This is a genomic window from Bacteroides graminisolvens DSM 19988 = JCM 15093, assembly GCF_000428125.1.
Lineage (GTDB): Bacteria > Bacteroidota > Bacteroidia > Bacteroidales > Bacteroidaceae > Bacteroides > Bacteroides graminisolvens.
Window position 1 is genome coordinate 819,897 of sequence record NZ_ATZI01000001.1, and the last position, 21,863, is coordinate 841,759.

19 protein-coding genes are annotated in these 21,863 nt (G+C 45.8%); 4 read left to right on the plus strand and 15 right to left on the minus strand.

The features are described from left to right. Positions 1–6: 6 nt before the first annotated feature. The 4 genes from C511_RS0103445 to C511_RS0103460 are packed head-to-tail and all read left to right on the plus strand — an operon-like array spanning position 7 to position 4,988. Positions 7–1,125, plus strand: a complete 1,119-nt coding sequence (locus C511_RS0103445; RefSeq protein ID WP_081698254.1) for a glycoside hydrolase family 26 protein — start codon at positions 7–9, stop codon at positions 1,123–1,125. A gap of 32 nt (positions 1,126–1,157) precedes the next feature. Continuing rightward, complete coding sequence (locus C511_RS0103450) at positions 1,158–2,348, plus strand: glycoside hydrolase family 130 protein (protein ID WP_024995919.1); 1,191 nt, start codon at positions 1,158–1,160, stop codon at positions 2,346–2,348. 28 nt (positions 2,349–2,376) lie between these two features. Next, positions 2,377–3,801: an MFS transporter gene (locus tag C511_RS0103455; RefSeq protein WP_051260450.1), complete on the plus strand. Its 1,425-nt coding sequence runs from the start codon at positions 2,377–2,379 to the stop codon at positions 3,799–3,801. Next, positions 3,798–4,988, plus strand: a complete 1,191-nt coding sequence (locus C511_RS0103460) for an AGE family epimerase/isomerase (protein ID WP_024995921.1) — start codon at positions 3,798–3,800, stop codon at positions 4,986–4,988. The genes C511_RS0103455 and C511_RS0103460 overlap by 4 nt, the downstream gene beginning before the upstream one ends. Here C511_RS0103460 and C511_RS17765 read toward each other — a convergent pair. From C511_RS17765 to C511_RS0103530, 15 genes are all read right to left on the minus strand, one after another. Next, entirely contained in the window at positions 4,946–5,101 is a 156-nt protein-coding gene (locus C511_RS17765; protein ID WP_154657473.1) for a hypothetical protein, read from the minus strand. The genes C511_RS0103460 and C511_RS17765 overlap by 43 nt on opposite strands. A 100-nt stretch (positions 5,102–5,201) precedes the next feature. Next, entirely contained in the window at positions 5,202–5,486 is a 285-nt protein-coding gene (locus C511_RS18245; protein WP_226992444.1) for a helix-turn-helix domain-containing protein, read from the minus strand. Next, positions 5,483–5,824 carry a DUF6597 domain-containing transcriptional factor gene (locus tag C511_RS18250; RefSeq protein ID WP_051260438.1) on the minus strand — a complete coding sequence of 114 codons (342 nt, stop codon included), beginning with the start codon at positions 5,822–5,824 and terminating at the stop codon, positions 5,483–5,485. The genes C511_RS18245 and C511_RS18250 overlap by 4 nt, the downstream gene beginning before the upstream one ends. A 3-nt stretch (positions 5,825–5,827) precedes the next feature. Then, entirely contained in the window at positions 5,828–6,376 is a 549-nt protein-coding gene (locus C511_RS0103470; protein WP_024995922.1) for a cysteine hydrolase family protein, read from the minus strand. A gap of 30 nt (positions 6,377–6,406) precedes the next feature. Beyond that, the gene (locus C511_RS16125; protein WP_051260439.1) at positions 6,407–7,327 is read right to left on the minus strand and encodes a hypothetical protein; all 921 of its coding nucleotides are present in this window, start codon (positions 7,325–7,327) and stop codon (positions 6,407–6,409) included. A 759-nt stretch (positions 7,328–8,086) separates the two neighbouring features. Continuing rightward, positions 8,087–8,479, minus strand: coding sequence for an antitoxin HicB (locus C511_RS0103485; protein ID WP_024995926.1), 393 nt, complete (start codon positions 8,477–8,479; stop codon positions 8,087–8,089). A 615-nt stretch (positions 8,480–9,094) separates the two neighbouring features. Next, positions 9,095–10,222: a hypothetical protein gene (locus C511_RS0103490; protein WP_024995927.1), complete on the minus strand. Its 1,128-nt coding sequence runs from the start codon at positions 10,220–10,222 to the stop codon at positions 9,095–9,097. Positions 10,223–10,333: 111 nt separating this feature from the next. Beyond that, a complete protein-coding gene (locus tag C511_RS18255; RefSeq protein WP_226992450.1) occupies positions 10,334–11,566 on the minus strand; it encodes a hypothetical protein in 1,233 nt (410 codons plus the stop codon). 1,191 nt (positions 11,567–12,757) lie between these two features. Continuing rightward, on the minus strand, positions 12,758–15,466 hold the full coding sequence (locus tag C511_RS0103500) for a TonB-dependent receptor (RefSeq protein WP_024995929.1): 2,709 nt from the start codon (positions 15,464–15,466) through the stop codon (positions 12,758–12,760). A 198-nt stretch (positions 15,467–15,664) separates the two neighbouring features. Continuing rightward, positions 15,665–17,104, minus strand: coding sequence for an NADH-quinone oxidoreductase subunit N (locus C511_RS0103505; protein WP_024995930.1), 1,440 nt, complete (start codon positions 17,102–17,104; stop codon positions 15,665–15,667). A 30-nt stretch (positions 17,105–17,134) separates the two neighbouring features. Then, entirely contained in the window at positions 17,135–18,619 is a 1,485-nt protein-coding gene (locus C511_RS0103510; protein WP_024995931.1) for a complex I subunit 4 family protein, read from the minus strand. A gap of 12 nt (positions 18,620–18,631) precedes the next feature. Beyond that, a complete protein-coding gene (gene nuoL / locus C511_RS0103515) occupies positions 18,632–20,527 on the minus strand; it encodes an NADH-quinone oxidoreductase subunit L (protein WP_024995932.1) in 1,896 nt (631 codons plus the stop codon). A gap of 31 nt (positions 20,528–20,558) precedes the next feature. Then, positions 20,559–20,870, minus strand: a complete 312-nt coding sequence (gene nuoK / locus C511_RS0103520; RefSeq protein ID WP_024995933.1) for an NADH-quinone oxidoreductase subunit NuoK — start codon at positions 20,868–20,870, stop codon at positions 20,559–20,561. A 4-nt stretch (positions 20,871–20,874) separates the two neighbouring features. Next, on the minus strand, positions 20,875–21,384 hold the full coding sequence (locus C511_RS0103525) for an NADH-quinone oxidoreductase subunit J family protein (RefSeq protein WP_024995934.1): 510 nt from the start codon (positions 21,382–21,384) through the stop codon (positions 20,875–20,877). A 3-nt stretch (positions 21,385–21,387) separates the two neighbouring features. Then, positions 21,388–21,858 carry a NuoI/complex I 23 kDa subunit family protein gene (locus C511_RS0103530; RefSeq protein WP_024995935.1) on the minus strand — a complete coding sequence of 157 codons (471 nt, stop codon included), beginning with the start codon at positions 21,856–21,858 and terminating at the stop codon, positions 21,388–21,390. Positions 21,859–21,863: the final 5 nt, after the last annotated feature.

A 21,863-nucleotide genomic window follows, 5' to 3' on the forward strand; every position in this document is an offset into this window, starting at 1 on the left:
CGCCTTATGAGACATATTAAGTTTATGACCGCAAGCATGCTAATTGCTGCGGGGCTATCTTCTTGCAACCTGTTTGGACAGAAAGATACAATGAAAATGCAATCATCGGAACGAACAGTTGAGACCAAAAACTTACTTATAAACCTAGGGACAATCCATCAAAAAGGTTTTATGTTTGGTCACCACGATGATCCGGTTTACGGCATTGGTTGGGAAGGTGATGCTGACAGAAGCGACGTGAAAAGCGTATGTGGAGATTATCCGGCCGTGATGTCTTTTGATTTGGGAAGAATAGAATTGGGAGGCGATAAAAACCTGGATAAAGTACCTTTTGATAAGATTAGGCGAGAAATTCTGGCCCAATACGCACGGGGTGGTATGGTTTCATTGAGTTGGCATGTCGATAACCCTCTTACAGGTAAGGACTCTTGGGATGTGAGTGATACAACTGTTGTGGCCTCTGTATTATCCGGCGGCGCTAATCATCAAAAGTTTTTGGGTTGGTTGGATAAGGTGGCCGACTTTATGAATTCGCTTACTACCGACAAAGGTGTGAAAGTTCCTGTACTTTTCCGCCCCTGGCATGAGCACAGCGGCAGTTGGTTTTGGTGGGGACAGAATCTTTGCACGGCTGCCCAGTACAAAGCCTTGTGGAAGATGACTTATGACCGTATGCAGGAAAAGGGAGTAAATAACCTGCTTTATGCATACTCTCCCGGAACGGAACCACAAACAGTAGAAGAATATTTGGAACGGTATCCGGGTAATGACATCATTGACTTGGTGGGTTTCGATACGTATCAATTCGAACGTCAGAAATACATCGATCAATTAAACAAATCACTGACCATCCTGACTGAAGTTGGTAAGAAACTGGGCAAACCTATTGCCATTACCGAAACAGGGTTTGAGACTATTCCCGATGCAACTTGGTGGACAGAAACATTGTTGCCCGTTATCAGTCAATACCCTATCTCATACGTGTTGGTGTGGCGCAATGCCCGTGAGAAAGATAACCATTATTACGCTCCGTACCCCGGACAGGTTTCGGCACCCGATTTTGTGAAGTTCTACCAGAACTCCAAAACCTTATTCGTCCGAGACATAAAGAAGCTATATGACTAACGAAATTCAATAACGAAATCAATAACCTAATTATGAGCTTGTTTAAAGATAAAGTGGCGAAATTACTGACTGACCACGAAGCTTTTTTATCACAGAAGAACGAACCTCTTGCGGTAGACAACGGTGTGGTAACCCGTTACAAGAACCCTGTGCTCACAGCAGAGCACACCCCCGTATTCTGGAGATATGACTTAAACGAAACAACCAATCCGTACTTAATGGAACGCATCGGGATGAATGCAACGATGAATTCGGGAGCCATCAAGTGGAATGGAAAATACGTACTGATGGTACGTGTGGAAGGATCCGACAGGAAATCATTTTTCGCTGTAGCCGAGAGTCCTAACGGAATTGATAACTTCCGATTCTGGGACTATCCGGTACAAATGCCCGAGGATCTGATTCCTGCTACCAATATATACGACATGCGGCTTACAGCCCATGAAGACGGCTGGGTATACGGAGTGTTTTGTGCAGAGCGTCACGACGATAATGCTCCGGCGGGCGACTTGTCATCGGCAACAGCAACAGCTGCTATTGCACGTACCAAAGATCTTCTTCACTGGGAGCGCTTGCCCGATTTAAAGACCAAGAGTCAGCAACGCAACGTGGTGTTACACCCCGAATTTGTTGACGGTAAATATGCTCTTTACACCCGTCCCCAAGACGGATTTATTGATGCGGGCAGTGGCGGAGGTATTGGCTGGGCATTGATTGACGATATAACCCATGCGGTGGTAAAGGAAGAAAAAATAATCGATCCGCGTTACTATCACACCATTAAGGAAGTGAAGAATGGAGAAGGTCCGCATCCCATAAAAACACCTAAAGGATGGTTGCATTTGGCGCACGGCGTACGCGGTTGTGCAGCCGGTTTACGTTATGTGCTCTACATGTATATGACCTCTTTGGAAGACCCGGCCCGATTGATCGCTTCACCTGCCGGTTACTTTTTGGCACCCCAGGGAGAAGAACGTATCGGCGATGTGTCTAACGTTCTTTTCACCAATGGTTGGATTGCCGATGAAGACGGAACCGTGTTTATTTACTATGCATCCTCAGACACACGCATGCACGTAGCTACCTCAACTGTCGACAAATTAGTTGATTATTGTCTCCATACGCCGGAAGACGGTTTAAGCTCTTCGGCATCTGTAGCCACATTAAGTAAATTGATTGAAAAAAATCTGGCCGTACTTAATCAGTTTTCACTGAAAAAATAGCAGATTTGTATTATAATGAATGAATAAGATGGGAAACACAGCAAGTAAGATAGTAGCAGATAAGGAACGAATATCACTCAAAGAAAAAATTGGTTACGGTTTTGGTGATATGGCCTCGTCTATGTTTTGGAAACTTTTCGGGTCATACTTAATGATTTTTTATACAGACGTGTTCGGTTTACCGGCTGCGGTAGTAGGTACTATGTTTTTAATTACCCGCGTCTGGGACTCGGCTTTCGACCCCATTGTAGGAGTTGTGGCTGACAGAACCCATAGTCGCTGGGGGAAATTTCGTCCTTACCTGCTCTATCTGGCTGTGCCTTTTGCACTTATCGGCATTCTGACCTTTACTACACCGGCACTAAGTGATACCGGAAAACTGATTTATGCCTACGTCACCTACTCATTGATGATGATGGTTTACTCGGCTATCAATGTTCCCTATGCATCTTTGCTGGGCGTGATGAGTCCCGACCCGAAAGAGCGCAACACACTTTCAACCTACCGAATGACTTTTGCCTACATCGGTAGCTTCATAGCCCTGTTGCTCTTTATGCCGATGGCTAATCTCTTTGCAGGCAGCGAAGCAGACGCGGTGCACGAACAGCGCGGATGGATGCTGGCAGTAGTCGTGATTGCGGTGATGTGCGCCGTGCTGTTTTACTTCTGCTTTGCCTTAACACGCGAACGGGTAAAGCCCATCAAAGAAAAACAAAGTCCGCTGAAAGAAGACCTTAAAAACCTGCTTGGTAATGGGCCGTGGTGGATTCTGCTGGGTGCCGGCGTAGCAGCACTGGTGTTCAACTCCATTCGTGACGGAGCCACTGTGTATTACTTTAAATATTTTGTTGTTGAAGCCGACTATGCAACCGTATCCCTTTTTGGCGTGTCGTTTGTGTTGAGCGGATTGTATTTGGCAGTGGGGCAAGCGGCCAACATTGTTGGAGTCATACTGGCCGCTCCGTTAAGCAATCGCATTGGAAAGAAGATGACCTACATGGGCGCCATGGTTATTGCCACCGTTCTTAGTATTATTTTCTACTGGTTTGATAAAGATGATATTGCGCTGATCTTTGTGTTCCAGATACTGATCAGTGTGTGTGCCGGCAGCATCTTCCCGTTATTGTGGTCTATGTATGCCGATTGTGCCGATTATTCAGAACTGAGAACAGGCAATAGAGCCACCGGCCTTATCTTCTCCTCCTCCTCCATGAGTCAGAAGTTCGGTTGGGCCATAGGCAGTGCACTTACCGGTTGGCTATTAGCTTATTTCGGATTCCGGGCCAACGAAATACAAAGCGAAGAAGCCATTCACGGCATTAAAATGTTCTTGAGTTTCTTACCGGCTGTGGGTACCGTGTTATCAGTTATATTTATTAGCATGTATCCCCTCAGTGAAAAGAAAATGAAAGTCATAACCGAAGAACTCGAAGCAAAGAGAAAACAACAATGAAAACAAAGATAACTCACTTAAAGGCAGAAGTAACCGAAGTACTTACCACAAACATACTTCCGTATTGGATAAATAAAATGGTCGACACCACTTATGGTGGCTTTTACGGCCGTATTGACGGAACAGAAGTGTGCCGCCCCGAAGCTGAGAAGGGTGCGATACTCCATGCCCGAATGTTGTGGACCTTCTCAGCCGCTTACCGTTTGCTGAAAAAAGAAGAATATCTAGACATGGCCACACGCGCCAAACGGTATATGATAGACTCTTTTTATGATAAAACGTACGGAGGAATCTATTGGTCGCTTACCCACCAGGGCGACCCGTTGGATACCAAAAAGCAAATCTACGCTATTGGCTTTGCCATTTACGGGTTGAGCGAATATTACCGTGCCACGGCAGATGCCGAGGCACTTACTTATGCCATTCATCTTTTTGAGAGCATAGAAACTCATAGCTTTGACAAGATAAAGAACGGTTATTGTGAAGCCCTGACTCGTGAGTGGGGCGAGATTGCCGATATGCGTTTGAGTGAAAAAGATGCCAACGAAAGAAAGACCATGAATACACACCTGCACATATTGGAACCCTATACCAATTTGTACCGCGTGTGGAAAGACGAACGCTTGAAGAACCAGTTGCGTAATCTCATTTTTCTTTTTACAGATAAGATACTCAATAAAGAAACCCATCACCTGGAGCTATTCTTTGATGACGATTGGAACAGTAAATACTCCATCGTATCTTACGGGCATGACATTGAAGCATCGTGGTTGATTCACGAGGCAGCTCTGGAGTTGAAAGACCCAGCCGTATTGCAATACGTTGAGCCGTTAGTACAGAAAATTGCTGAGGCTGCTACCGAAGGATTTACACCCGAAGGAGGAATGATTTACGAACGCAATCTCACTAACGGGCATGTTGATGCCGACCGCCATTGGTGGGTACAAGCCGAAACCGTAGTAGGATATATTAATTTGTACCAGCACTTTGCCGATGAGGCTTCACTTGATAAAGCACTTGCCTGTTGGGAATTTACCAAATCGCATCTGATTGACCGTGTCAACGGAGAATGGTTTTGGAGCCTTCGTGCCGATGGCACCATAAACCACACCGATGACAAAGCGGGGTTCTGGAAATGCCCCTATCACAACGGTCGCATGTGCATGGAAATCATGGAACGATTCTGACTATTCAAACGGGTAGAGATTGTTTCTTCATCTAACCCATTCAGGAATAATTCCTCCTTCTCAATCATTTGCTCAATTTCCTTGATAACATCCTCAAAAATATACGCTGCCATAGTCTTCTTTTTTATGATTCAACAACTTTAACTTATTCATACTTTTGCAAAAGTAAAGCGATTAATGCCATCTGAGTTGTAAAAATCGGACTTTGTATTGTTATCTGTGTAACTTAATAATATTGAGCTTGCTTCCTTTAGAAAAGAAAGTGGAGTGTGGCTTTCTTGATTGCAGATATTCAGTAGGAGTGCATCCGGTGAGGCTTCTAAACTCCTTCACCAGATGAGAAGAGTCGCAGAACCCGCAACCATAGGCCAGTTCTGTTAATTCTGTGCCGGGATTGTTTTGCAATCGATGCAATAGCCGTTGAAAACGAACAATGCGCAAATATTCTTTAGGACTTGTGCCTATGTATTTAGAAAATTCCCTGTTGAAATGTCTCACTTTAGTCCGGCATCCTCCATGGAATCAACATCCACATATTGATTGTAAATAAGTTGCAAGGGTAATGAAAAGAATACATTGAAACCCAGCGGATGGAAAATCACGGCAACCATGTCTATTCCACCTTTTGATTGAAGAACTCCTGGACCCGAAAGCTGTCCTCTGATAAAAGACTGCGGCTGTTGCTCTCCATCAGAAAAGTACATACTTCCTCCTCTGTGAAACACCAAATGAATACATCCCGACGGTACGGTCTGAATGGCTGTTGTTTCATCCGCTTTCACTATCCAGTAATACTTTACGTAAGGTGCCAGTAACGGAGAAGGAAGTACGTTCATGGATTATAATTTTAAATACTCTTCAGTAGTAACAACGGTTGCATAGAAATAACTTAAAGCAGCAAGAAAAGCATTTTGAACATCCTGGGCTTTAACCGATTGATCATGAATGAACAAATCTTTCGTTGCACATGCATCACCAATGATGGTACAAGTAAAACCTAAATCTTTTGCAGCTCGCGTAGTGGCATCAACACACATGTGCGTCATCATTCCAACAATAACGAGACTGTCAACTCCCTTTTCCTTCAGCTTTTCCAATAAAGGAGTATTTATAAAACTGTTGGGAAAGCCTTTCGTTATAACCAGCTCGTTCTCGCCCGGAGATACGTTGGAATGTATTTCTACTCCATGCGTATTTGGAATGAAAAATGTGGCTTCCGGTCGGGTTGAAACATGTTGAATGTGAACAACCGGTTTGTTGCAACTTCTAAATCGTTCAAGAATTGCTTTTGCATTTTGACTTGCTTTCTCAGCACCTACCAGTTCGTTAGCACCACCCGGAAAGTAATCATTTTGCATGTCGATGATTAATAATGCTTCTTTATTCATAGATACTATGTTTATTATCTTCTTGATGTATTATTTGGACTCCTTATGCGGTAGAATTTGTATAAGACTATCGAACAAAACCGTTTTTGTGATGAATTTCGAAATATTATATCTTCTCTCAAGAGGCATCTCTACTAATGCGAAATGAAGCATGAATCGCTCAAAAGTGCGTACCGAATAACAACTTTCACAATAATTGGTTACTGTTCCGTAGCCGGGATCAATACCGTCCATCAACAGGGGGAAGGCATTGAAATATTTTTGAGCATAAAACGTATCTTCTCGTTTCAAATTTCCATATTTACTTAGTAATATAAAGGTAAAGCCAAAGCCGAATCTTCCAATTTGTTCTGACTTATATCCATCGAAGTAGCCCCAATTGAATTTGAGACAGAAAGCTTCGAATATATGCTTGAACAGTTTTGCATCGTCATTCATTATCTTGAAACCATTGGCCGTTAGGGATAAAACCCCTTTACGAACTTTTATCAGCCCTGCCGCTGTGGTTATATACCTTGCTAACGTGACCGAGTTTGAATCGGCCTCTTTGGATAGTTTAGAGAGACCATTGTCAATATGATATTCGCTGACTCCCAAAGGATAAAGTACCTTTACCAGGGAAGGAGGCAGGAAGCCGGCCGCCGTCAGTTTTATTTCATGTTCGGCAAGTGTTTGCAGAAGATACTTTACTTGCCTGAAAATCGGCATTTGATTGTACTGTTCTGATGTGAGCGGATTGAATTGCAATACAGAATCACTGTCAAAAGGCTCGTATAGCACTTTTGATATTTCCGAGGAGGAGTATCCTTCAAAACCTTCTTTAGGAGCGTTGTTCATGTTGTGAATAAGATTGGCAAGATGAGCGTTAATCTGCTCTATGGTAGGGGTTATTCCCTTCGCTTGCATCCTATCCACATACTCTTTTATGTACTTTTGAATTTCCAAATTCATTTGCGTATGTATTATAGCCTGACTAATAAACAGTGCAAGTTATGGAAATCTTATTAGATGACAAAGTGTGTAAGCGTATAAAGATAGAAGAAACAACTACGTTTGCAATTGGAAATTACAGATGCCATAGCGTACCTATTGCACCGCTATCATTATTTTCTTTCATGCTGTATGAATATTAAATTATTAATTTGCAATTCAGTGATCTAAAAGCACTTATAGTACTCGTTGGCGGGATTAAAAAGTTAAGAGATTTATGCTTGTGAAGTTGCGCATATTTACAAATCAACCCCTTGACATCATGAATCAGACGAATCTTGTCAAGAGCAGTTTTATATATTATTAACGAGTAAACAGGGAAGCAACAAAGAGCGGCAAGACTTTGGTAAAACATAACCAACTTTTTGAAAAACATAACCGACTTTTTCAAAAAGATAACGAGCAATTTTAAATCATAAACCGTCTTTTGGGTCATGAGCAACCGTCTTACGGCCATAACACGGTTTCTCAGGAACCTTTTGCTACCGTGCGAACCGGCGCGAGACACCGTGCTAATGCAATCATAAACCGTCAAGACATAAAAAAAGGCAAGAGTACGAACTCCTGCCTTTGCGCCTATAATAATTTGAATATACTATAAGATTATAAGTACAAAGATAATACATTATCCTGTCAATTCCAAATCATTGTGGTTCTTTTATTAGGTTATTATTAGGGCACAAACTGCGTACTTCCGAATGTAACTCTATTTTTGCCATATTACAAAAGATTAATTGCAGATAATTCCTTTGTTAATGCTTGAATGCCTTTCTGAATCTTTTCCAACTGTTGTCTACGAGGTTTATGAACCCCTGCCGCATAATGCCACAACTGGCGTTCATTAATTCCTGTAATCCGGCTCAAAGCAGCCTTAGTGAAGATACTGCTATAGTAGTTGATAAAAGTAGCTGCATCTATCTTGAACTTTAATTCAAACTCTCCTGACAGCAATTCGCAAGGGTTAGAATTATCTTCGAGATACAATTCGATTGCTTCCTTCATATTATCCTCTATTTCTCTCATATCATTGCCCACTGTAATCACCGGAGCACCTTCGATATAAGCACTCAGGTTCTTTCCTACGTGCTCTACAATCACTTCTACTGTCTTCATATTAACCTCCTATATTTTAGATTTAGAGAACAAGGGGACTACTTTAGCCCCGCTTGTCTCTCATGATGCTTTGGACTTAATTACTATGTAAATATAGTAATTATGCGAATACTGTCAAATGAGTTGTTCATTATTTCACTATGAATAGAATGTTTTGCGGCAACTCCGAAGGATCACCGCTAAATATACTCTTTGTCTTATCTTAACTGCTTCTAACCCACTTGCTGCCAACTGAACGAATAGAATATTAAACCATTAAATTGCATATTATTACGCTTTACCCTGTCTTTTCTAATAGCGAATCAAACCCAAAAAGCGTTGAGCCAACCCAATATGCTCTCAAAATGAAGAGTTATGAAGCGAAAAAAGAGTGTTTTTCATCGAAAACGGACTTGAATGAGCAAAACGTCGACTAATTTATAGTTAAATTGTAGTTAACGAATCTGTATACATGGTTAAAAGTGAGAGATAGTGATAGTAAAATGCCTGTTTTAGTGGTAGACATATTTTACTATCACTCCTCTGTAACTGCTTACAGTAAGCCGTTTCTTTCCAGTTAGTGAGGGTAAGTGAGGGTAAACCACACTTTTTTTTCTTTAGGAGGAAAGTGGTGTATTAATATACAGTATTCTGTGGGTCAAAGTTACACCAACCGTTGGTCCAGGTAGGGAAAGAAACTGTTGCCGTGCCAAAGGTTACGTTTTCCTGAGTAGCGGCAGTACCTTCCCAATTCAGCGGGTATCCGTTGATGTTTGCGTTCTTGAAGCTGACCGCTGTGTTACTGCTCAAAGCAATGGCTGCCCCGTAAAGACCTAGCAGACTCTGATTATCGGGCAGCAATCCGGCTCCGTTGATGTAGGTCGTGGTGTTTTCAAATTCGGTATCGGTGGAGGAGGGGCCGTACAGGTTTACGTTGCTGAAGGTAGGGGCCGTCTGCGGTTCGGCATTGCTGCTACTGCTGCACTCAAAACCATGTGAGGTGGAGGCATCGGCTATCCGTGGGTGACGAATGCCCAGCAGATTGGTTGCGGTACCGCGGTATCCGTTGTCGGCATCGAAGTCATCGTCCCATGTGTGGTAGGCCACCAGGTAGTTGGGGCTTACTGTTCCGCCAAACCATTCGAAGGCGTCATCGTTGGAGTATGATACTTGTATGTGGTCTATCTGCGTGTTACTGCCTACTGACCCCAGTGTTAGTCCGTTAATTTCTTGGTTGGTTCGCAGGGGTGATCCGGCAAACTCTATGCGTACGTAGCTTAGTATGCCCGAGTTGTCCGTGTCTTTGATGCCGCCGTGCATGGTTCGCGGACCGCCTTCAACTTGCATAAAGCCTTGGTTGTTGCGGGCGTTGCCACAGAGAATAAGGCCGCCCCAGTCGCCCGGCTTGCGTTGTCCCGGAGCTTTCTCGGAAGTAAATACAATAGGAAGTTCGGCTGTTCCGCGGGCTATGATTTGTCCGCCCGGCTCCACAATGAGGGCTGCACGTGTTTCGTTGTCGCCTTTGATAACGGTGCCCGCCTCAATGACTAGTGTAGCACCGTCTGCTACGTAGCACCAGCCTTTGAGCAGGTAAACTCCTTTTTTAATTGTCTGGTTGTGGGTAATGATAAACTCTTGTTCACCGTTACCTATCTGGTTATCACCAAAAACAATGTTGTTGTCTGTTTCGTCGTTACTGCCGTTGCAGGCGGCAAGGCCGGCAGTCAGTGTAAGTGCCAGGATGGCATAAGTCCATTTTTTCATCTCGTTTTTATTTAATAACGAAAGCCGATGGGAAACAGTTCACCATCGGCTTAAGCAAGTTAGTTGAAAAGAAACGCTATTATAATGATATCAACAAACTAATTTGTATGATTAACGAATCCAACCTGCTGTCCAGTTATTAGCTGTACTGATGGCTCCTTTGTAAGTAGCTTTGGTAAAGAAGCTGTCGGCGCTCAGGTCTGCACCTCCGTCAACAGTTCCGAAGAACGTATCTGTAAATGTCAGCGTCTGATTAATGGCATTGCCGGTAGCTGCTGCGAATAAAGCCGATGTGTATCCGCCTAAACCGCTTACCTTGATGTCATTGGCTACATGTATGTAGTTCAAAATTGATTTTGTTCCGCCTACCAATGCTTCTTCAGTCTCTTTGGTTTCTGTGGTCAGGTTATTGGTCTTACCTGTTACCAAAGCGTTATATATCTTAGCATAGGTACCTGCACGCAAACGAATGCCGCGTGTGTTGGCTGTTGATCCGTTACCAATCAGTGTGAGGTTGGCCAATGTGGGTTGTGAGATAGGTGTTGCTGCTGCATTGCTTCCCAAGTTGTCGGCTTCAATCAGACAGTCGCACTCATAACCTAGTGTGGTGCTTGGTTGCTGGTAAGCAACGAGGAACTGACCTTTACCGTTCCAACCTTCAGTCCAGTCGAACGAGTCGTCGCTACAGCTGGTTGCCACAAGGTATTTCACGTTTACCGATCCGCCGAAGAACTCAAATCCGTCATCAGATCCTTTGTAGGCTTGCAGGTATTCAACGGTTGTACCGTTACCCACGCCGTAGAATGATACGCCGTTAGCTTCTTTCTCTTCGCTGAAAGCATAACCGGTGTACTCCAAACGGATGTAGCGAAGTGTTCCTGAGTTGTCGGCATCATTGGTTCCGCCATAAGTTGCGTCACCGATTTCTGATTTTGAGGTAGCTCCCAGGTTGGTGTGTGCATATCCGCAAATGTGTATGCCGCCCCATGCTCCGGGTTCTTTCTTTTCAGAAGTCATCACGATGGGTGAACTGGCTGTTCCCTGTGCATCAATTTTACCGCCTTGTTCAATAAGGATGTAATCTACTATATTATCGTTTTTGGCAATAACAGTTACGCCGGCTTCGATTTTAAGTGTAGCACCGCTCTTCACGGTATATCCGCCTGTGAGGTAGTACACCTTGTTGGCTGTCAGTGTTTTGGTACCGCTGGTTAGTGAACCTTCCAGTGTTTCCGACTGTTGCACGGCGTTGCTGGCTAGTGTCCAACCGGCTGTCCAGTCGTTGCTGCTGCTTACGGCTCCTTTATAAGTGGCTTTGGTGAAGAAGCTGTTTACGGTGCTCATGTCTTTACCACCGTCAATGGTACCGATGTAGTTGCCGGTCAACGAAATAATTTTGCTGATGCCGTTGTTGGTATTGCCGGTGAAAAGTGCTTCTGTATAACCGTTGCCGCTAGTGCCTACACCGCTTTCCAGATACACATAGTCGAGCACGGAAGTACCGTTAACCAATGCCGTTTCTGTTTCAGCAGTTTCAGTGGTCAAGCAGCTGGTTTTTCCTTTTACCAACGTGTTGTATATTTTAGCCTGAGTACCGGCACGCAGACGGATACCGCGTTTGTTGGCTGTGGATGAGTTACCCACCAATGTCATGTTAGCCAATACGGGTGCTGAAACAGGAGTTGCAGCAGCGTTCTTGCCGTTGTTGTCAGCTTCAATGAGACAGTCGCAGTCGTAACCGATGGTCGTTTTGTCGCCCTGATAAGCAACCAAGAATTGTCCGTAACCGTTCCAGCCTTCTGTCCAGTCGAATGAGTCATCGCTACAGTCGGTTGCCACGAGGTATTTCACGTTTACCGATCCGCCGAAGAATTCAAATCCGTCGTCAGAACCTTTGTAAGCTTGCAGGTATTCAACAGTTGTACCGTTACCTACACCGTAGAATGATACGCCGTTTGCTTCTTTTTCTTCGCTGAAAGCATAACCGGTGTACTCCAAACGGATGTAGCGAAGTGTTCCTGAGTTGTCGTTCTCAACGCTTCCGCCGTAAGCAGCGTCACCAATTTCTGATTTGGCTCCGGTTCCGGCATTGGTATGTGCATATCCGCAGATGTGCAAACCGCCCCATGCTCCGGCTTCTTTCTTTTCGGAAGTCATGATAATAGGTGAACCGGCAGTACCTTGCGCATCGATTTTAGCTCCTTGTTCAATGAGGATGTAATCAACGATGTCATCGTCTTTAGCTATGATGTTTACGCCCGGCTGAATGGTCAGTGTAGTACCGCTCTTCACGTGGTAACCGCCCGACAGGTAGTAGGTGTTACCGCTTTTCAGCGTGAGGTCTTTGGTGAGTTCGCCGGTTAAGGTTGATCCTGCATCCACTCCGCCCCCGTTATTGGGTTCATCGTTATCGCTGCACGAAGTGAAAGCGAACAGGGTGGCTGCCATGGCCAGTGTTGCTAATTTCCAATTTGTCATTTTCATACGAATAAAAGTTAGTGTTACTTTTTAATTTTTTACTTTAATAATCTATGCTTAGAATTTGTAAGTGAATCCAATCTCAGCACTTGTTCCGGGTTTGAAAGATTCTACCTCAATTACCTTGCCTGTACTGGGCACGTCTTGCTTGAAGCGTACGGTACTGTTCAGCAGGTCTTTGAGTTGCACTTTGGCACTGAAATGTTTGTTGAATTCGTAGTTGCCTACAAAGTCGAATGTATGCAAGGCTTGTTGTTCCACATTTCCCAGGTTGTAGATACCCACTGAATGTATGCGGGGACCTTGCACGTTGTACATCATAGCGAGTGACATGCGTCTTTCTTCACCGAAGCTGGGTGTGTAACTCAGGTCGGCATTGATCAGGTAAGGCGATGCTCCCTGTAGCTGACGCTGACTGTCGGTGTAGATACCTTCTCCTTCGGGCAGTTTCACGTCGGTATACATGTATGATCCGTTGATGCCGAAGCGAAGGTTCTTGATAATTTCTTTGCGGATTTCTATTTCTACTCCGGCTGCCATACCGTTATCGGCATTGCGGAAGGAGTGTACGGCCGATCCGCCCGATGATTCTTGTACGCGTTCAATAGGGCTTTCCAATTTCTTGTAGTAACCGGTGATAGAGAACATGTCGCTGCTGTTTTGCGGGAAGAACTCGTAACGGAGGTCGATGTTGTAGTTGTATCCGTTCTTCAGGTTTTCGTTACCGCGTATTTCTGAACTTCCGTATGACTCTTTGTAGAGGAACGGTGCCATCTCAATGAATGAGGGACGTGTTACGGTTCTGGAAGCCGATAAGCGAAGGCTGTTGGCGGGGTTGAAGTTGTACTTCATATTCAGGGCAGGGAAGAAGTCGTCCGTGTTCAGTTCGGAACGTTTCTCGTTGGAAGCATCGTCCCAGTAGCGTACCCATTGGGTAGAGTGTTCGTAACGAACGCCCAGACTTACTAAGAGCGACTGAATGGGGTAGTATTCGGCCTCAGCAAAGGCGGCTGCTATTTCACTGCCTGCGTAGTAGGTGTACTTCGGCTGAAAATCTCGTGTGATGGAGATGGTACCGTTGGCCAGGTTCGACTGGTTGAGGTAGCCGTCTGTATCATAAATATCGGTGATGGTAGGGTTGATGGCGTTGAGGTTGTAATAGAAGCGAGCAGAGGTGAAGTCGCGGTCTTTGTCTTTATAGGTTCCGCCCACCTTGATTTTGTTGCTTTCGCCAAACTTGTAGTTCAGGCGAAGATCGCCTACTACTTCTTTTTCGTCCAACTCACCATAGTATCTCATGGTTTCTTGCTTGTTGAGCTTGAAGAGGCTCAATGCACCGGCATCGTCTTTGCGGAACATCACCTGACGGCGGTCGGGTTCGTCACTTCCGGTTTCGCCGTATGAGGCGCTCCAGTTCAAATCCCATTGCTTGCCGAATTCGTGGTGACCCAACAACTGATTGTTGAGCAGTGTGTAGGCGTGAAACACGCTGTTGCTACCGATGAGGTTTACACCTTCTGAATCATAGCCTTCACGACGCATGTAGTTGTCAACAGCGTTGCGGGCATAGAACAGGGTGTAGTTGATGCGGTCGGCCTTGCGGAAAGTGTAACCCACGCTGGCCAGACCTGCCATTTTCAACTCGGATGTGTATTTGTCATAACTGAATTCGTTGAGGTTGGTGCCTTGTGCGGTGAGGGTGGTTACGTAGGCGTCTTTCAAAATCTGACTGTCGTTGCTGATACCTACGGATGCCAAGAGGCTAAGTCTTTGTCCGTTGTTCAATTTCCAGCTTTTACCTACTCCCAATGATCCGCCGATAACGGGTAGTGAGGTGTTCTTTGAAATGGAGAAGTTGGTACCGAACGGGTCGTTGTTTTTTACGTAGCTGTCTTCGAACTCGCTTTTATTCATGGTAAGCAGGCTTTTGTTGAGGTTGCCTGTGCTGAATAAAGAGCCTTTGCGATCACTGCTGTAGAAGTCTTTGAAAAGTGTGTTTATCTTTCCTCCGGCATTGATGGAAATAGAGAAGAAGTCTTCTCCGGTATTTTCACGCGTACCGATGTCAACGTGTGCTCCCGAGTAATCGGCAAATGCTCCGGCTTCGTACACCTTACTCACGGTGATGTTTTTTACGGTTGAGGTAGGGAAGATGTCGAGGGGGATGAGCTTGTTGTCGGGGTTGGGTGAAGCAATAGGTAGCCCGTTGAGGGTGGTTGTGCTGTAGCGGTCGCCCAATCCGCGAACAATAAGCTGTCCTGCGCTGGCTAGTGATACGCCGGTGATTTTCTTCACACCGTCGGCCACACTCGATACGCCTTTCAAACTCATTTCTTTCGCTCCCATGTTCTCAATGGCCAACGTCGCTTTCTGGCGCTCCTGCAAGAGGGCTTTCTCGCCTTCAAGGTTTTTACGTGCCACAACGGTTACGTCGCCCAAGACTTGTGACTCGGGTTCCATCTCGAAGTTCAGAACGGTTGGGGTGCTGCCCGATACTTTAATGTTTCTAATCTGGATGGTTTTGTAAGATACGTACTTGATTTCCAGATTGTACGTTCCGTTTTTGAGTCCGGCTAAGTTGTAATTACCATCTAAGTCGGCTATTACACCGATGTTGGTACCCACGATTTGTACGGTGGCTCCGGTGAGGGGTTCTTTGGAGCTTTTATCACGAATAATTCCTTTGATGTTTTCTGCCATCAGTTGAGTGGATAGCAGACTAAGTAATGTGACAATGAATAAAACTTTTTTTCTAACTGTTTTCATACTTAACTATAATGCGTTTCTTTTTCGATGCAAAGATGCGGGTATGAGATTACAACAGTAAGACGGGTTTTATACGTTTAATTGACAGATGTGTTACAGTTTGGTTAAGAACGAGGAGGGTGCGAATACAAAAAAGGCCCGGCCGACAGGGGTACTGTCTGTTCCGGGCCTTCTGACTTTAGGTTTGGTTGTATGTGGTTAGATGCCGAAGCTAAACTGGTTTATCGTTTCGTAAACAATGCTGGCTATCCCTAAACCGATGATGCCGATGAGGCAGATAATCATGCCTGCTTTGCTGTACACATCACTGCGGAATGTCGCAACAGGTGTTTCATTTTTGTTAATGTACATGGCCTTTACAATGAGCAGGTAGTAGTACAAGGATATAACGGTGTTGACCAACGCAATGAATACCAACAGGTGGAAGCCGCTGCGGAATGCCGACATGAAAATGAAGAACTTACTAAAGAAACCTGCAAACGGTGGAATTCCGGCGAGTGAGAACAAACTCAGTGTCATGAGGAATGCCAGTTTGGGGTTGCTTTGGTACAGACCGTTATAGTCGTCCATCTCCAACTTTCCGCTGCGTTGCTCTATAATAGAGATCACAGCAAATACGCCCATGTTGGCTGCCAGATACACCAGTACGTAGTACACCAGTGCGGTCATGCCGTCGGCACTGCCGCCAATAACTCCCAGCATGATGTAACCTGCCTGCGAGATGGCCGAGAAGGCCATGAAGCGTTTCAGGTTTTGCTGACGAATGGCAAAGAGGTTGGCAATGGTGATGGAGGCAATGATCACCCAGTAAAGTACTTCTTGCCACTGTGCTACAATGGGAGCAAATACTTTGATGAGAATAGCCATCAGCACGAATGCGGCCGATCCCTTGGAAATAACGCTGAGGTAGCTGGTTACGGCTGTAGGTGCTCCTTCGTATACATCGGCTGTCCACAAGTGGAAGGGAACTAGCGATATCTTGAATCCCATGCCGGCGAAGAAGAATACGAAAGCCATGATTTGCATCGGGTTGCCGTTGATGCCGGCAACGATGTCGTCAAAGTAAAGTGTACCTACTGTTCCATATATTAAGGAGATGCCGTACAGCAACAATCCGCTCGAGAATAGGGCGGTGAGGATGTACTTGGCTCCGGCTTCGGCGGAGTGGTGGCGGTATTTGTCGAACGCTACTAATGCAGCCATCGGGATGGAAGCGGTTTCCAATCCGATGAAGAACATCAGGAAGTGGCCTGCCGAGATCATGAAATACATACCCAGCAAGGTGCTCAGGGTAAGTACGTAGAATTCTCCCTGCTTGATGGCGGTGTCTTCACGTGCCAGCCATTCATGTGCCAACAGGAAGACCAGGAGGGTTCCGATATTGAGTACCGACTTGACAATGGTCATCATCGGCACGTAGTGATACATACCTCCGAAAGCATCGGCTGCCGCACCCGGCACCAGGTTGATGAGGGTGTGGATGGTCATTAGCGCTACGGGCAGTATGGTGTTCAGTGTTATTTTACCGTCGCGTTTGTGTGCGTCGGGACTCATGAACAAGTCTGCTACCAGAAGAATCACAATCACGGCAATGAGTGACAGTTCTTCTTTCATATATAAAAATTGTGAGTAATCCATATGCTTGTTTTATGATTAGACGGTGACTGTTTATCGCATTAATTGTGAAACAACCGGTAATACACTATCACCGATCATGTTACTGATCCACCACGGAGCGAGTCCCAATCCGGCTACCGCAACAATGAGGCAGATCACGGCAAAACGTTCGTCCCACGTAGCATCGGTAAGCTTGAGGTGCTCTTCATTCACCGGGGTGCCATACAGAATTTTTCCAACCAGTCGCAAGATGTACACGGCTGTGATTACAATAGAGGTGGTAGCTAGTATGGTCATGGTGCGGTGAAACGCGTCAAAGTGCTGGAACGATCCGACAAAGATGGTCATCTCGGCTACGAATCCGCTGAGTCCGGGTAAACCGAGGTTGGCCAAACCGGCAATGACGTAACACACGCTGAGGAAGGGCATGATTTTCATCAGTCCGCCCAACTGGCGCACGTCACGCGTATGTGTGCGGCCGTAGATCATACCGATCAGGGCGAAGAAAAGAGCGGTCATCAGTCCGTGACTGAGCATTTGCAGTACGGCACCGGTGCTGGCGGTTTGGTTCATCATCAGGATGGCGAACAACACGAGTCCGCAGTGACTAACTGACGAGTAGGCGTTGATGTACTTCAAGTCGGTTTGCACACAAGCACTGAAAGCTCCGTACACAACACTGATACCGGTCAGGATCAGGAAGATCCAGCTTAGTTCGTTGGCTGCTTCGGGCATCAGGTACATAGCGATGCGGAAACATCCGTAACCTCCGAGTTTCATCAACACACCGGCGTGCAACATAGATACGGCAGTTGGTGCCGAAGCATGACCGTCGGGACTCCAGGTGTGGAAAGGGAAAAGTGCTCCCAATACACCGAATCCCAAGAAGGTAAGCGGGAACCAGATGCATTGTTGTTCGAAGGGGATGTTATGCAAAGCTGCAATCTCCAGCAAGTTCATGGTGCTTGCTCCGCTGCCGAAGTAGATTCCCAGAATGCCGATAAGCAAGAAGGCGGAACCTCCCATTAACATCAGAGTCAGCTTCATGGCCGAATATTCTTTCCGGCCGCTTCCCCATACTCCGATAAGCAGGTACATCGGAATCAACGCTATTTCGTAGAACATGAACATGGTGAAGAGGTCAATGCAGATGAAGAAGCCGAATACGCCCATGCTAAGCAGGGTAAACCAGAGGAAGTATTCTTTTGTTTGTACCTTCATCTGCCACGAAGCAAATGTTCCGGTAAATACAATGACAGCACTCAGTAGCAGCATGGCTACCGATATACCGTCTACACCTACCGAGTAGGCTATGTGGAGCGGTGCATACCAAACGGCATCTGCCCGGAAGAGCATTTCGGCCGTGTTGCCCCCGCTGCGTTCGCTCAGATACATGCCGGTAAGCACTACAGACAATACCAGCAATGCCGTACTGCCCGCAACCATCACACCGCGGATGGCTTTAATGCCTTTGGATAACCAGAGGCCTGCCAGCATGACTAAAGGGATTAGTACGAATAAAGATAAGAAGTTCATATCGTTAATACTTTAGAATGTCAATAAAAGGGTTACAATCAGCGCCAGAGTTCCCAACAGGAACACAAAAGCATATTGCTGCACTTGTCCGCTCTGGAAGTCGCGTATCTCATCACTCGTGGCATGGGTTCCCCAAGCAAGGAAGTCGAAGAAGCCGTCAACGACGTGGCGGTCGAACCAGGCGATAGGGGTGGATATGCAACGGAATATGATTTTGTGTGTTACAAACTGATACACTTCGTCAATGTAAAAGCGGTGTGATGCGGCGGTATGTAAGCCTTTGAAACGCTTACCTAGCTTGTCGGCCACGGGTTGTGAAGAACGGGCGTACATCCATGTGGCGATAGCTATTGAAAGGATAGCAATCAATACGCTGGTTATCGCTACTGTGGCATCCAGATGGATGTGATAGGCTTCACCGTTACTGCTTACCAAGGTGCCAAAAGGTATGAAACCTGCTACACAAGTCACTGCTGCCAGGAAGATCAGTGGGAAGGTCATTACCAGCGGACTTTCATGCGGGGTGTGGTGTGCGTGTAGTTCTTTGTTCTCTTTTCCCCAGAAGATGCCGTAGTATAAACGGAACATATAAAAGGCTGTCATGGCGGCTATCACTGTCATCACCCAGCCCATTACCGGACTGTAGTGGAAGCAGGCTGCCAGTATCTCGTCTTTCGAGAAGAATCCGGAGAAAGGAGGTATTCCGGCAATGGCCAGACACGCTATCAGGAAGGTGATGTGTGTAACGGGCATGTATTTTCGCAATCCTCCCATCGCACTCATTTCGTTGCTGTGCACTGCGTGGATAATGCTACCTGCACCCAAGAACAAGAGCGCCTTGAACATGGCGTGAGTGAAGAGGTGGAACATGGATGCCATGTAACCCAAACCGCCTTCGTGCGGGTTCATATCGGTACATACGCCCAATGCTACAATCATAAAACCAATCTGCGAGATGGTAGAGAATGCAAGCACGCGTTTGATGTCGGTCTGCACACAGGCAATGCTGGCAGCAAAGAAGGCGGTGAATGCACCTACCCAACCGATCACCTCGAGCACTTGTGGAGCATAGGCGATAAACAGCGGGAACATACGGGCTACCAAGTATACACCTGCTACAACCATGGTTGCGGCGTGAATGAGGGCGCTGACGGGAGTTGGTCCTTCCATGGCATCGGGCAGCCAGATGTGCAGCGGGAACATGGCACTTTTACCGGCACCACCCACAAACATAAATCCCAAAGCCAGCGGCAACATGGCTGCTCCACCGGTGAGCAGAGTCATACTGTCGGGCGTAAAGGCGAAAGTACCACCGTAATAACCGTATAGCAAGATACCAATCAGAAAGCCCAAGTCGGCAAAACGAGTCACGATGAAGGCTTTCTTGCTGGCTGCTACAGCCGAAGGTTTGGTGTAGTAGAACCCAATGAGCAGGTATGAACTGACGCCTACCAATTCCCAGAAAAGATACATCTGGAAGATATTGGTTGCTACTACCAATCCCAACATCGACATGGTGAAGAGGGAAAGGAAAGCGTAGTAACGCTGAAATCCTTTTTCTCCTTTCATGTAGCCGAATGAATACAGGTGTACCATCAATGATACGGTAGAGATAACTACCAGCATCATAACAGAGATCGGGTCTAGCAAGATACCCAGATCAAAATGCAGGGTTTGCGTAAAGGGTAACCAGGTAAAGTTGTAGGGAAGCAGGGTTTCATAAACACCTTCGGCCGTACGGGGACTGGTAAAGTAGAGCCAGGCAGTAGCGTAGCTCAACAGGGTAACCAGTGATAGTGACAGCGTTCCCAACAGTCCTGCATGTGCAGGTTTCATCCATTTCCCTCCTATTCCCAATATTAGAAATGAGAGTAAAGGAAAGATGAGTATCAATATTGTTAATTCCATTGTTCTGAATTTATTCTGTTAGCAATTAAAACTACCATTTCATCTCGTTCAGGTTCTTCACCTGAATGTTGCGGATGTTTCGGTAAATGTTGATCATGATGGCAATCGCAACGGCTGTTTCGGCAGCCGAGATGGCGATTGAAAACAGGGCAAAGAAATGTCCTTCCAATCCGGCCGGAAACAGGAAGCGATTGAACACGGCAAAGTTTATGTCTGTTGCGTTCAAAATCAACTCAATGGATATCAGAATGGCAAGTGTGTTGCGGCGGGTAAAGAAACCGTAAATGCCGGCAAAAAACATGATAGCGGATACTATCAGGTAATATTCCATGTGTATACTCATAATCTTATCGTTTACGTGCAATTAATAATCCGCCTATGATGCAGGCTAACAGTAAAATACTCACTGCCTCGAAAGGTAATATGTAACCGTACTTGTCACTGCCCAATAGTGCGTGGCCAATGGTTTTGATACTGGTTTCAACCGGCGCAATGTCTGTTGTTGGAGTAAACTTATGCGTCAGGGTGATAAACAGAACGATGGCTGCACCGCTCAAAGTTGCAACGAGCCCGGCCAGAAACTTACTGCGTTTCAGGCGTTCGGCGCGGTCGCCTTCTCCACTGGTGAGCAGGATGGAGAACACGTACAACACCACGATACCACCGGCGTATACCATGATTTGAACGGAACCCAGAAAAGTGTAACCGAGCAAAAAGTAGATACCTGCCGTTCCGAATAGCACGAATAGCAAGTAGGTAGCCGAACGGAGTATGTGCCGGGTACTTACGGTCATCACCGAGAATACGGAGATGAATATAGCTAGTGCGTAGAATATAATTGTTTCAAAGAATTCCATAACTTATTTTTTATCGATTACTTTACTACCCTCGTTGTTGAGCGTTCTAACAAGTTTGTCGCGGTTAAAGACTGCATGCTCAAATGACTGACCGAAAGTTATGGCATCATGCGGACAAGCATTGACGCAGAGCTGACAGAAAATGCAGGAACCTAAATCATATCGATAGGTTTTCAGTATTTTCTTCTTTTTCCCTTCTTCTGTTTCAATCATTTCACTGATTACCTCTATGGTGTCGTTGGGACAGGCTGTTTGACAGAGTCCGCAAGCTACACAACGGTGTTCGTTGTTCTCGTTGTGGGGCATGATCAGTTCACCACGGAAACGGTCGAACATTTTCAGTTCGGCACGATTTTCGGGATATTGCTCGGTTGTTTTGGCACGAAAGAATACCTTGATGGTGGTTTTCATACCGACTAACAAGGATGAGATGCCTTGTATCAAGCCTCCGAAATAGCTGTTTTCATTCTTCATTCTTT